The 12,346-nt window shown below is 58.8% G+C and carries 10 protein-coding genes; 7 read left to right on the forward strand and 3 right to left on the reverse strand.

The features are described 5' to 3' along the window. Window positions 1-92: 92 nt before the first annotated feature. Both pssA and I8746_RS09815 read left to right on the forward strand, forming a co-directional pair. A complete protein-coding gene (pssA, locus tag I8746_RS09810) occupies window positions 93-1,421 on the forward strand; it encodes a CDP-diacylglycerol--serine O-phosphatidyltransferase (protein WP_003256098.1) in 1,329 nt (442 codons plus the stop codon). Window positions 1,422-1,654: 233 nt separating this feature from the next. Beyond that, window positions 1,655-2,800 carry a GGDEF domain-containing protein gene (locus tag I8746_RS09815; RefSeq protein WP_014756257.1) on the forward strand — a complete coding sequence of 382 codons (1,146 nt, stop codon included), beginning with the start codon at window positions 1,655-1,657 and terminating at the stop codon, window positions 2,798-2,800. Window positions 2,801-2,921: 121 nt separating this feature from the next. Here the strand turns inward: I8746_RS09815 and ppnN are convergent, their stop codons facing one another. Next, complete coding sequence (gene ppnN, locus I8746_RS09820; protein ID WP_003256095.1) at window positions 2,922-4,295, reverse strand: nucleotide 5'-monophosphate nucleosidase PpnN; 1,374 nt, start codon at window positions 4,293-4,295, stop codon at window positions 2,922-2,924. A 213-nt stretch (window positions 4,296-4,508) separates the two neighbouring features. Next, entirely contained in the window at window positions 4,509-5,570 is a 1,062-nt protein-coding gene (locus I8746_RS09825) for a YeiH family protein (protein WP_014590578.1), read from the reverse strand. Window positions 5,571-5,682: 112 nt separating this feature from the next. Here I8746_RS09825 and I8746_RS09830 point away from each other — a divergent pair, with 112 nt between their 5' ends. Further along, the gene (locus I8746_RS09830; RefSeq protein WP_221100565.1) at window positions 5,683-6,570 is read left to right on the forward strand and encodes a LysR family transcriptional regulator; all 888 of its coding nucleotides are present in this window, start codon (window positions 5,683-5,685) and stop codon (window positions 6,568-6,570) included. 217 nt (window positions 6,571-6,787) lie between these two features. Here I8746_RS09830 and I8746_RS09835 read toward each other — a convergent pair whose 3' ends face one another. Continuing rightward, window positions 6,788-7,243: a MaoC family dehydratase gene (locus I8746_RS09835; RefSeq protein WP_004577493.1), complete on the reverse strand. Its 456-nt coding sequence runs from the start codon at window positions 7,241-7,243 to the stop codon at window positions 6,788-6,790. 231 nt (window positions 7,244-7,474) lie between these two features. Between I8746_RS09835 and I8746_RS09840 the strand changes: the two genes are divergently transcribed. The 4 genes from I8746_RS09840 to I8746_RS09855 all read left to right on the forward strand — a co-directional run bounded on the left by I8746_RS09840 (window position 7,475) and on the right by I8746_RS09855 (window position 12,301). Next, window positions 7,475-8,500, forward strand: a complete 1,026-nt coding sequence (locus tag I8746_RS09840) for an AraC family transcriptional regulator (protein WP_221100566.1) — start codon at window positions 7,475-7,477, stop codon at window positions 8,498-8,500. A gap of 270 nt (window positions 8,501-8,770) precedes the next feature. Continuing rightward, the gene (locus I8746_RS09845; protein ID WP_014756263.1) at window positions 8,771-10,123 is read left to right on the forward strand and encodes an aromatic acid/H+ symport family MFS transporter; all 1,353 of its coding nucleotides are present in this window, start codon (window positions 8,771-8,773) and stop codon (window positions 10,121-10,123) included. A gap of 28 nt (window positions 10,124-10,151) precedes the next feature. Next, window positions 10,152-10,880 (forward strand): nitroreductase, encoded by a 729-nt coding sequence (locus I8746_RS09850; RefSeq protein ID WP_221100567.1) that lies wholly within the window; start codon window positions 10,152-10,154, stop codon window positions 10,878-10,880. Between the two features lie 158 nt (window positions 10,881-11,038). Then, on the forward strand, window positions 11,039-12,301 hold the full coding sequence (locus I8746_RS09855) for an OprD family porin (RefSeq protein ID WP_221100568.1): 1,263 nt from the start codon (window positions 11,039-11,041) through the stop codon (window positions 12,299-12,301). Window positions 12,302-12,346 lie beyond the last annotated feature (45 nt).

A 12,346-nucleotide genomic window follows, 5' to 3' on the forward strand; every position in this document is an offset into this window, starting at 1 on the left:
CCGGGTCGATCATACACCCCGGATGCAGCGGCCAGGAATGGCCTCGCCGGCTGGCTGGGCCGACAGTGATTGCACAGAGAAGGTGAGCGTCAGTGAACCCCGAAACCATGCTGGCGGGCTTGCCAGGCTACGCCATGGCCCCCGAAGCGATCCAGGTGCTGCCCGATGCCAGGGCTTACCGCGCCTGCCTGTTCGAGCGCATCCGTACGGCGACTCGGCGCATCGTTATTGTCGCGCTGTACCTGCAGGAGGATGAGGCTGGCCAGGAAGTCCTGGATGCCTTGTACCAGGCCAAGGCCGAGCGGCCAGGCCTGGAGATCACCATCGTGGTCGACTGGTTCCGCGCCAGGCGCGGGCTGCTGGGGGCCGGGCGTCAGCCGGGCAATGCCGCCTGGTATCAGGCCCAGCGTCAGTTGCGCGGGCTGGACATCGCGATCCATGGCGTGCCAGTGCAGACCCGCGAACTGTTCGGGGTGTTGCACCTTAAAGGCAGCATCATCGACGATTGCGTGATCTACACCGGCGCCAGTCTGAACAACGTCTACCTGCATCGTTTCGACCGCTATCGCCTGGATCGCTACCACGTGTTCCAGTCACCGGCACTGGCTGATGCCATGGTCGGCCTGGTGCAGCGTTTGCTGCACCACACCGCCACACCGCGCCTCGACCTGCCGGCGCCACCTTCCACCCGCAGCCTGCGCGGCGACATTCGGCGTTTGCGCGCACGGCTGCGACGCATGGCCTACGAGGTACCTGCCAGCATGACGGGGCAGGGCTTGCAGGTGATCCCGCTGCTGGGTGTGGGCCGTGGCAATCCACTGAACCGGGCGCTGTGCGCCTTGCTGGCAGTGGCGCGCACGCAGATCATCATCAGTACGCCGTATTTCAACCCGCCACAGGTCGTGATGCGCGAACTTGACCATGCGCTGGCACGGGGGGTTGGGGTGGAACTGATTGTCGGTGACCGCACCGCCAACGACTTCTACATCGCCCCTGGCGAGCCGTTCAGTGCCAGTGGTGCATTGCCCTATCTGTATGAGGACAACCTGCGCGCCTTTGCCCGCCGCCGCCACGCCGCGATTGCCAGTGGCCAGCTGCAAGTACGCATCTGGAACGACCCGGGGCATACCTTCCATGCCAAGGGTGTGTGGATCGATCAGCGTTATTCGCTGCTGACCGGCAACAACCTGAACCCGCGCGGGTTCAACCTGGACCTTGAGAACGGCCTGCTGATCGACGACCCGCAGGGGCAATGGCTGGCGCCACGGGAAGCGGAGTTGAGCGAACTGCGGCGCTTTGCGCCGAGAATCGGTTCGGCAGAGGCGCTGGGGGAGAAGGCCGAACATCCCAAGCAAGTGCGCAAGTTTCTGCGTCGGTTGCGCTATAGCCGGTTGGAACCGTTGATCAAGCGGGTGCTCTGACATCGCCTGTACGGGCCCTGTCGCCAGCAAGCCAGCGACAGGGTCAGAGTGGTGCGCACCGCGCATTGATGTCATTATGATATTGCTGCCCACGGCCCTTTGTCAGGGGCTGGATTACAATGTGCAGGCAACACTGCAAGGCCCCTCTGAAACGTGATCACGGTCGCAGACAGTCGGGCCTTTTCCCGTTAACCAGACAGGCCAATGCGTATATGGCATTAGATCCACCCACGATGCTGACTATTACAGTCGCTTTGGCCGCTGCGGCCGCCTTGTATTTGGCGATTGAATGGCGGAGTGTGCGCGAACCCTCGTTGCTTTACTGGAGTGCGGGTTTCGCCACGATTACGGTTGGTAGCACTCTGGCATTGTTGCGCGGGATCGGCTTGCTGTTCATCGGTATCTGGTTCGCCAATGGCTTGCTGGTGGTGGCCCACGTTTTTTTCCTGATCGGCGTGCTGCGCTTCACCCAGGAGCGCTTGTCACGTGCCTGGTTGATGATCGTGCTGGTCTGGTTCGCCTTGCTGCTGCTGCCCGTGGGCCCGCAGTGGTCGAAGGTGATGCTGATGGTCAACTCGTTGTTGGTGGCCTCGCTGACGCTCAAGGCCAGTTTCCTGCTGCGGCCACATGGTAAATCCCTGAGTGTCGGGGCCGTGCAGCTGCGCTATGTGTTGCTGATCCATGGGCTGTTCTATGTGGCCAAGGCGGCCATCGCGATCACGCCAGGCACGCTGATTGACCTGGCGACCTTTGGCGGGCTGATCATTCAGGTTTCGCTGGTGGAAGGCGCGATGGCGATCATGCTGATTGCCTTGTCGATGACCGGCACCGTACGTTACCGGCGTGAAGAGCGGATTGCCCGGCTGGCCGCCCGTGACCCGCTGACTGCGCTGTACAACCGGCGTGCACTGGAGGTACGGGCGGGGCATTTCTTCAAGGACGTGAGCCCGGCGCAACCTGGGGCATTGCTACTGATCGACATCGACAACTTCAAACTGGTCAACGACCTGCACGGGCATATCGCCGGCGACCGTTTGCTGATTGCCTTGAGCGAGATGATTCGGACGGCGCTGCCCGAGCGCTCGCTGGCGGCGCGATTGGGCGGGGATGAATTCGTCATCTTGCTCAGTGGCGCCAGCAGTGAACGGGTCATGGAACTGGGTAGTGGGCTGCGTGAGCAGTTCCAGCAGTACGCCGACAAGACGGTGCCTACGCCCCAGGCGGTTACCTTGAGCATTGGTGCCAACGTGTTCGATCAGCCGCCGGCGAGCCTGGCGGCGTTGATCGAGCAGGGGGATGTGGCGTTGTACCAGTCCAAACGTGGGGGGCGCGACAGCATTCGGTTTTTCGAGCGGACGGTGGTTGAACTCCGGCAGTGAGCGAGTCACCTAGATGGGTGAGCTTTCATGTAACCCATGTGGGTGATCCGTACAGACGCTCCCGTCACCCGGCCCCCGCGTTTGACGGGCATCCATGCCCGTCCTCAGTAAAGCAGCGTGGTCAGGTTGCCACCTGATAGCACGGTACATACGCCGCGCCGCCGGGCAGCTTCATCCGGTGCTGGTCGACGAATGCCTGCAGCAGCCGGCCCAGCGGGTCCAGTACGGCGCTGTCACCGTGGATCTGATACGGCCCATGTTCCTCGATCAGGCGGATGCCTTTGTCCTTGACGTTGCCTGCGACAATCCCGGAAAACGCCCGGCGCAGGTTGGCCGCCAGTTCATGGGGCGGCAGCTCGCGACGCAAGTCCAGGTCGGCCATGGCCTGGTGGGTCGGGTCGAACGGTCGCTGGAAGCTCTCCTCGATCTTCAGCAGCCAGTTGAAGTGGAAGGCATCGTTGCGCTCGCGGCGGAACTGCTTGACCGCTTTGAGGCCTTCGACCATGTGCCGGGCGACTTCCGCCGGGTCATCAATGATGATTTCGTACAGGCGATGGGCCGCTTCACCCAGCGTGGCGCCGACGAAAGCGTGCAACTGTTGCAGATAAGGCTCGGCGCTGCGCGGGCCGGTGAGCACCACCGGGAACGGCAGGTCGTGGTTGTCCGGGTGCATGAGGATGCCCAGCAGGTACAGGAACTCCTCCGCCGTGCCGGCACCGCCCGGGAAGATGATGATGCCGTGACCGACACGCACGAAGGCCTCCAGGCGCTTCTCGATGTCTGGCAGGATCACCAGTTCGTTGACGATCGGGTTGGGCGCCTCGGCGGCGATGATGCCAGGCTCGGTCAGGCCCAGGTAGCGGCTGCCATGCATGCGTTGCTTGGCGTGGGCGATGGTGGCGCCCTTCATCGGGCCTTTCATCACACCCGGGCCGCAGCCGGTGCAGACATCCAGCTTGCGCAGGCCCAGTTCGTGGCCGACCTTCTTGGTGTACTGGTATTCCTCGGTGCTGATCGAGTGGCCGCCCCAACACACCACCATCTTCGGCTCCACGCCCGGGCGCAAGGTACGCGCGTTGCGCAGCAGGTGGAAAACGTAGTCGGTGATGCCCTGGGAGCTTTCCAGGTCGATGCGCTGGCTGGCCAGCTCGCTTTCGGTGTAGACGATGTCGCGCAAGGCGCTGAACAGCATTTCACGGGTGCTGGCGATCATTTCGCCATCGACGAAGGCGTCGGCCGGGGCGTTCAGCAGCTCCAGGCGCACGCCGCGGTCCTGTTGGTGGATACGCACCTCGAAGTCTTTGTAGGCCTCAAGGATAGTCTTGGCATTGTCGACATGGGCGCCAGTGTTGAGGATTGCCAGGGCGCACTGGCGGAACAGTGTGTAAAGGCTACCGGTACCGACTTCACTCAGTTGCTGCACTTCACGTTGTGACAGCGTCTCCAGGCTGCCTTTGGGGCTGACGGATGCATTGATGACATGGCGTTGAGGCATCTAAGTCTTTCCTGTGCGGGTAAAACATCCTTCTTTGACACCACCATACCGAGAAATGTGGACGGCAACGAGGGGGGCTGTGAAAAACCTTGAGACCGGGCGGCCTGCTTCGCGAGTAAACCCGCTCCTATACAGGTACAGCGCAAGCCTTGATGGCGGTGCGGACCTGTGTCGGAGCGGGTTTACCCGCGAAGCAGCCGACTCGGTCTCCCGTCAGCCCAACAGCTTCTGCACCCCCAGGGTAATCGCCAACCCCCCGCCAACCAGCCACAGGTTGAGGATCGCCCCGGTCGCCAGCGCCCGTGGCCCGGCCTGGCGAATCTGGCTGAAGCGGGTCTCCATGCCCAACGCCGTCATGGCCATGGTCAAGGCAAAGGTGTCCAGGCTGTTCACGGCCTGGGTCACGCTGCCAGGCAGCACTTGCAGCGAATTCACCAGTACCAGTGCCAGGAAGCCAAAAGCGAACCAGGGCATGGCAATGCGCCCGTTGCCCTGCGCCTGGCCAGCCTTGCGCGAACGGCTGATCCACAGGCCCACCACCAGCAGTACCGGCACCAGCAGCATGACCCGGGTCATCTTGACGATGGTGGCGACATGCGTGGCTTCGGGGCTGACATTGCTGGCCGCGCCTACCACCTGCGCCACTTCGTGGACAGTGCCGCCCAGCAACAGCCCGGCGCCCATGGTATCCAGATGCAGCCAGCCGGCATTGATCGCCAGTGGGTAAAGGAACATCGACAAGGTACCGAACAGCACCACGCTTCCGACTGCCATGGCGCTTTTATGGGGGGCGCTGCGCAGCGCCGATTCAAATGCCAGCACGGCGGCAGCGCCGCAGATAGCGCTGCCGGCGGCGGTGAGCAAGGCGGTATCGCGGTCGAGCTTGAACACTTTCATGCCACACCACAGGCCGATCAGCAGGGTACTGGTGACTACCAGCACCGACACGATAAGCCCCGACCAGCCGACTTCGGCAATTTCCTGCAGGCTTACCCGCAGGCCAAAAAATGCCACAGCAATGCGTAACAGGCCGCGAGCGGAAAAATTGATGCCTGCCGCCCAGCTTGCCGGTACGCCGTCACGCAACGCGTTGCCATACAAGGCACCTGCGACGATACCCACGATCAGCGGGCTGATGCCCAGGTTGGCGATAGCGGGCAGGGCCGCCAGTTGAGTGACTGCGACCGCGAACAGCGCGACGAAAAGAATGCCATTGAGCCGCCCTCGGGTGGAGAGGGTAGGGGCAAAGGCAGGGTTGGACGGAACCGTGGCCATGTGAGTCCTCCGGAAAAGGTGTTTCGACAAGGCCTACGTTAATCTGGTTATAAGCTTATAAAAAATCGTAATTTAGGATGGCAAATATCCGTTTAGCTGATATTTTTGAATCATGACCCCAGAACAGCTGATAACATTTGCCACGGTTGCCGAGCACGGCAACATCAGCCATGCCGCTCAAGCCCTGCACCTGTCGCAGCCGGCGGTGTCCGGCCAGCTCAAGCTCTTGCAAGAGGCGTTTGGCGAACCCCTTTACCAACGTGCCGGCCGCGGCGTGCGGCTGACAGCGGCCGGTCAGCAGTTGCTGGCGCATGCCGAGCGCCTGCGCGAAACCTTCCGCCAGGCCCAAGCATTGCGCGAGGCCATGCGCGGGCTGGAGCGCGGCACCTTGCGCATCGGCGCCAGTACCACGCCCGCCAGTTACCTGCTGCCTTACCTGATCGCCGATTTTCACGGGCGTCATCCGGATGTGCTGGTCAGCACCTCGCATGGCAACACGGCGGAGATCGTCGCCGCCCTGGACAGTGTTGATATTGCCCTGATCGAGGGGCCGCCCGGGCAGGAGTTGCCGTTGGGTACGCAAGTGACGCCGTGGCGCGAGGACGAGATCGTGGCGATTGTGCCCCGTGGGCATCCCCTGGCAAGCAGTGACCAGCAGACACTGGCGGCGCTCGGCACCTACCCCTTGGTACTGCGTGAAAGCGGCTCGGGTGTGCGGCAGATCGTCGAGCGGGCGTTTGCCCGTGATGGCGTGGCAATGCGAGTGGCGCTGGAGATCGCTGGCGTTGAAGGGGTAAAAGAGGCGGTCCGGGCCGGGATGGGGGTTGGCTTTGTGTCGGCGATGTCCATTCGTCATGAAGATGGGGCGCTGCACCGGCTGCAGGTTGCGCCGCAGGCGCTGGTGCGGCGTTTTTCCATTCTGTTGCCGCATGGGGCTACGCCTTCGCGGGCTGCCTCGCGGTTTCTTGAATTGTGTGTTGCCATGCAAGAGGTGGGTTGACTGTGCTGGCCTCTTCGCGGGCGTGCCCGGTCCCACAGGTTACAGCACAGATGTTGAAGACTGCGCTGTACCTGGACTGCCCGCCAAAATTTGAAAGCCTGCGCGCTGCGCTTGCTCAGCCGCTTCGCGCAATTGCGACCCTCTGACGGCGGTACTTGAGAGAGATGTTTGGGGGCTTCTGAGCAATGAGGATTGGCCAAATGGATCGGCGTCGGGGTCATTTTGCTCGTGCGATTAGCACAGTCAGGTCGTAGGTCAACACCGAACCGGTGCCGGCTACCTGCACAGCAATCGCGAGCGTGACCCAGCCGCAATCGTCTCGACGAGCGTGCTGTGAGACATTCATCACCTTTGCCGTCAGGCTGAGCCTATCTCTCGGCTTCACAGGTCGATGCATGATGAAGTTTTCAATGCGGTGCCCGGCCACGACATGCGTCACCGAAAACAGCGCATCACACAGCATTCGCTGAGCCAGTGCGAAGGTATGCACGCCGCTTGCACAATGTACGCCCAGGGGGCTGGAAAGCGCCTGAACGGGATCAGTGTGCATGTATAGCGGATCGTATTGCTTTGCGAAGGCGATGATTTCGTCTTGCGCCAACGCTTCATCTCGATGGTGTGTCCACGCCTGGCCGACAGAAAACTGCTCCCAGAACATCTCGCTGGCACTCATGGAAAGGGCCTTAAACAGGTGGGGTGACTATCCTGGATGCAGGGGCGAGAATGAAGCAATGCCCGCTTACCTCAGGTGTTGTGACCTCTCTGGGCGGTAATCCAAAACGTGTTGCAATAAAAAACAAGGGGCGTTGACACCTGGCACAGTGATATTGGTACGGTAGATCTTCTACGGGTGTGTCTGCTTTGCAAGGCAGCCTTTGGTATCGAGTTAGCAACGGAGCCCCAGATGGAGTTTTCTGCCCACAAAGGCACTACGTCGATCAGCCTCGTGCGGGACGCACTTCAAGGAGCAGAACTGCGTGGCCTGGATGTTGCTACTGTGCTCAGCCACGCGCATATTGATCCACGCCTGCTGGACCAGCGCTATGCCAGGGTACCTGCTGGTACGTTCTCCAGATTGTGGATTGCGTTAGCGGATTTGCTCGACGATGAGTTTTTTGCGGCAGACAGTCACCCTCTTCGCAGAGGTAGCTTCAAGCTGATGGCGCAGTTGGCCCTCGGCTGCGACACCATTGGACAGGCGCTCAAGCGGATTCTGGCGTTTCTCAGGACTGCCCTTGATGACATCTATGGGTCGGTGGAGTGCGATGGAGAGTATGCTGCAATTGTCATCCATGATCATGGTGAGTCGCGAAGGGCGTTTTGTTATGGTGCCTGGCTGGTCCTCGTGCACGGTCTGCTTTGTTGGCTGTGCGACAGGCGCATCCCTGTTTTGAAGTTATCGATGCGTCCTCCTCAGCCAGAGGACGACAGCGACTATCGAATGCGTTTTTGTGAGGAAATCGAGTGGCGGGCCGAGAGAACCTCCGCTGTTTTCGAGAAGAATGTTCTGGAGTACAAGGTTTGCCAAACGCTCAGCACACTGCCTTTGTTTTTGAAGGGAACGCCAAGTAACTTCCTTGTGAAATACCGTAACGACGACAGCACGAGCATTACGATCCGGCGGCGACTAAAACTGCTCTCTCCACACACATGGCCTGAACTCGATGAACTCGCACGCGACTTGAGCATGTCCAGTTCCACCCTACAGCGAAGGCTCTACGCTGAGGGTTTCACCTACCAACGGCTCAAAGATAATCTAAGGCGGGATATTTCCATCAGTCTGCTCTGCCGGGCAGGTATGACGGTGGATGGCGTTGCGTCAGAGGTTGGCTTCATTGAAATCAGTGCGTTCCACAGGGCATTCAAAAAATGGACGGGTATCACCCCTGGTGCTTACCGACGCTCGTTGCGTAGCCCTCGAGGGGACTAGTCCTCTGCGCTTGGGCCGATCACCCGCTGATTGAAGCCATCTGGTTTTCCAAAACTGCCCGTTCCGGTCAAGCAGAATGATGCCATTGGGCATGGTTGGCGCTTGCCATAAGGCCTACGATTTTTCTCGGGCGCCGTCTAGTTGGTGCCTCTCAACTCTCCCGACTCACACGCGGAACCATGCGTACCTGTGCGTGTGGTCGAGTTGTGCCAGATCGCTATACGTATGTGGACTTCAAAAACACAACAATAAGATTGAAGGAGACACGGTATGAGTGCTTTGAATATTTACACGTTGACCGAAGAGTCGAAGTTTAACCGCTTTCATGGAATTATTCTGTTCTGGTGCGTGTTAATTCTGATTATCGATGGCTACGACTTGGCAGTGGTGGGGGCTGCCTTACCGGCCATCATGGCCGATATGCAAATTGACGCAACCAGCGCCGGGGTAATGGCTGGCTCAGCATTGTTTGGGACAATGCTGGGCGCCATTTTTCTAGGCACATTGGCAGATCGAATTGGCCGGCCGAAAATGATCGCGATCTGTGTGGCGCTGTTCAGCGTTTTCACCGCTGCGGCAGGGTTCACTGACAGCCCGCTGACCTTCAGTATCATGCGCTTTATCGCCGGCTTGGGCATCGGCGGTGTGTTGCCCATCTGTACGGCGCAGATGGGTGAGTTCTCGCCCTTGAAAGTTCGCACCCGGCTGGTGACCATCGTTTTCGCAGGCTATTCGGTGGGCGGAATTCTGGTAGCCCTGACGGGTAAACAACTGATCGAAAGCTACGGTTGGCAATACGTGTTTTACGTGGCCGTCCTGCCAGTGGTTTTGATTCCTTTCATTCTCAAGTCAATGCCCGACTCTATCGGCTTTATGTTGAAGCAGGGTCGACAAGACGAGTTGAAAATCATCGCGCGTCGCCTTCGTCCTGACCTTGTGATCACGGATGACACGCAGCTCGTCGGCAATCCTCAGATTATCTCTGCTCAAGATAAGCCAGTACGAAGCCTTTTCCTGGAAGGCCGTGGATACAGCACGGTCATGATCTGGATGGCATTCATGACTGGGCTGTTCATGGTGTATGCGCTCAATTCGTGGCTCACCAAGTTGATGGCCATGGCGGGTTTCAGCCTCGGTTCAGCCCTGAATTTCGTCATCGTGTTCAACCTCGGTTCGATCTTCGGTGCAATTCTGGGTGGATGGCTTAGCGACAAATTCAGCATCAAACACGTCTTGGTGGTGTTCTATGTCGTGGGCGCGGTTGCACTCACGTTGCTGGGATATACCCGCTCCACCGAACTGCTCTTTGTCGTCGTGTTCATCGTGGGTGCCTCGACCCTTGGCACCCAGCTTCTGGCCTATGCATACGCCGGCGATTTCTATCCCTCCACCATCCGCTCGACTGGCGTCGGTTTTGCCTCGGGCGTCGGTCGCGTCGGGGCGATTGTCGCGCCTGTTTTGATTGGTGCCTTGGTGTCGATGGCGTTGCCGCTGGAGCAGAACTTCATGGCAATTGCGCTCGCCGGCCTGGTAGGGGCTGTTGCAGTGACCATGATCAACCAATCTCGCTCGGACTCGGCTGTAGTGAGGAAGAAGGCCACGGTTGCCCATGAGCTGACCTGACCATAATGCTGAGAGAAAGGTGCCAGGTATGCTTATTGATCGCTTGCGCAAATCACCGGTAGGTTCGGACGAAACTGCCCGTTTGATCGACTGGGCAATCGTCTCACGTCGGAGCATCAGGTCGTTCCTCCCAACCCCAGTTCCGCGGGAGGAAATTGAAGCGGTTCTGAACGTTGCTCGCTATAGCGCAACAGGCGTCAACCTGCAGCCCTGGAACGTGCATGTTGTTACCGGCGATATGAAGGCACGGTTGTCCGCAGCACTGACTGAGGTTGATGACCATCCGGCTGATGACCAACGCTTTTCTGATCCCTACGCGTATTACCCCAGGGAGTGGACATCTCCCTACATCGAACGGCGCAGGGAGGTAGGGTGGGGGCTCTATAGCTTGTTGGGCATCAGTCGAAGCGATAAACAAAGGATGCACGAGCAACACGGCCGGAATTATCGCTTCTTCGGGGCGCCTGTTGGCCTGTTCTTCACGATTGACCGCGTGCTTCAGGAAGGGAGCCTGCTGGATTATGGCATGTTCCTGCAAAGCCTCATGATTGCCGCACGGGGAAGAGGCTTGCACACCTGCCCACAGGCAGCATTCCTTAAATATCACAGCATCATCACTGAAATGCTGGAAATACCGAAGAGCCAAATGCTCGTCTGTGGGATGAGCTTGGGTTATGCCGATGATGGCAGCATTGAGAACACGTTGGTTACTGGCCGTGAGCCCGTGCGTGCATTCACTACCTTTCACTCAGAATAAAAACTGGCGTGCACCCTGTGCAAGTTTGGCGTCGGACAGGTGATGCTGTTTCGATTATTCCGCTAAAGCGGGCCTTAACCCATTTGTAGAACTGGCATTGCGTGGGGCGCTTAGCGGCGGACCATGCTCAAGCACACAACAAGAACAAGGTGCCTGTGATGTCTATTGCTTTTAAAAAAACGTTGGCTTGTTCAGCAACACTGCTAGTCGCGCCTTATGCTTCTGCCGCGTTCGTGGAAGACTTCAAAGGCAGTCTTGAGCTCCGGAACTTTTACTATAATCGGGATTTTCGCAATGATGGCGCCACTCAGTCCAAGCGCGATGAGTGGGCGCAAGGTTTTATTTTGAACCTGCAATCCGGTTTTACAGAAGGGCCAGTGGGCTTCGGTATTGATGCGATGGGCTTGCTGGGGGTGAAGCTTGATTCCAGCCCGGACAGAACGGGATCAGGGCTGCTGGCCTACGATTCCGACAGGCAGGTTGAGGATGAATACGGTAAGTTCGTGGCCACCGCCAAAGCGAGGATGGGTAAGACGGAGTTGAGGATAGGGGGGGTAAACCCTCTGATGCCTCTACTCTGGAGTAATAACAGCCGCTTGCTGCCTCAGGTCTTTCGCGGTGGTTCGCTGACCGTCAACGATATCGATAAATTGACGGTAACAGCTACAAGAGTCAACGCAGTGAAGCAGCGTAATTCCACCGATTTCGAATCACTCACAGCCACTGGCTATGCCCCGGTTGAGGCGGATCACTACAACTACCTGGCATTTGACTTCAAGCCTGCGAAGGACATGACCTTCAGTTTGCACGCCGCCGAACTTGAAGATCTTTATAAATCCTACTTCGCCGGCATTAAAGTCATCAAGCCGTTGTGGGAAGGCAATGTGATCGCGGATGTTCGCGTGTTCGATGCCAGCGAGACGGGCTCCAAAAAACTGGGTGAGGTGGACAACAGAACGCTGAGTAGCTACTTCGCCTACAGCATCAAGGGACACACCCTCGGTGGCGGTTACCAGAAGGCCTGGGGCGACACCTCGTTTGCGTTCGTGAACGGCACGGATACCTATCTGTTCGGCGAATCGCTGGTCAGTACATTCACTGCCCCTGAGGAGCGAGTGTGGTTCGCAAGGTACGACTTTGATTTCGCCGCGTTGGGTGTACCGGGCTTGCTGTTCACCACTCGGTACATGAAAGGTGATGATGTTAATCCTGATCTGCTGACCAGCCGCCAAGCTGCTTCACTCCGCCTCAACGGGGAGGATGGCAAAGAATGGGAGCGGGTCACTGATATCTCTTATGTTATTCAGAGTGGTCCGGCGAAGGGTGTTTCGTTCCAGTGGCGTAACTCCACGAACCGCTCGACCTACGCTGACAGCGCTAATGAAAATCGCCTGATCATGCGCTACACCTTCAACTTCTAAATAGCGAAACGGGCCGGCCTTCTGAAGCCGGCCCATTTTTCGCCA

Origin of the sequence: Pseudomonas sp. USTB-Z, from assembly GCF_019691255.1 — a bacterium.
Lineage (GTDB): Bacteria > Pseudomonadota > Gammaproteobacteria > Pseudomonadales > Pseudomonadaceae > Aquipseudomonas > Aquipseudomonas alloputida.

Coding starts and splice junctions, on each gene's coding strand:
- I8746_RS09815 (WP_014756257.1), top strand. CDS start 1,655: ATGCTGACTATTACAGTCGCTTTGGCCGCTGCGGCCGCCTTGTATTTG.
- ppnN (WP_003256095.1), bottom strand. CDS start 4,295: ATGCCTCAACGCCATGTCATCAATGCATCCGTCAGCCCCAAAGGCAGC.
- I8746_RS09825 (WP_014590578.1), bottom strand. CDS start 5,570: ATGGCCACGGTTCCGTCCAACCCTGCCTTTGCCCCTACCCTCTCCACC.
- I8746_RS09830 (WP_221100565.1), top strand. CDS start 5,683: ATGACCCCAGAACAGCTGATAACATTTGCCACGGTTGCCGAGCACGGC.
- I8746_RS09835 (WP_004577493.1), bottom strand. CDS start 7,243: ATGAGTGCCAGCGAGATGTTCTGGGAGCAGTTTTCTGTCGGCCAGGCG.
- I8746_RS09840 (WP_221100566.1), top strand. CDS start 7,475: ATGGAGTTTTCTGCCCACAAAGGCACTACGTCGATCAGCCTCGTGCGG.
- I8746_RS09845 (WP_014756263.1), top strand. CDS start 8,771: ATGAGTGCTTTGAATATTTACACGTTGACCGAAGAGTCGAAGTTTAAC.
- I8746_RS09850 (WP_221100567.1), top strand. CDS start 10,152: ATGCTTATTGATCGCTTGCGCAAATCACCGGTAGGTTCGGACGAAACT.
- I8746_RS09855 (WP_221100568.1), top strand. CDS start 11,039: ATGTCTATTGCTTTTAAAAAAACGTTGGCTTGTTCAGCAACACTGCTA.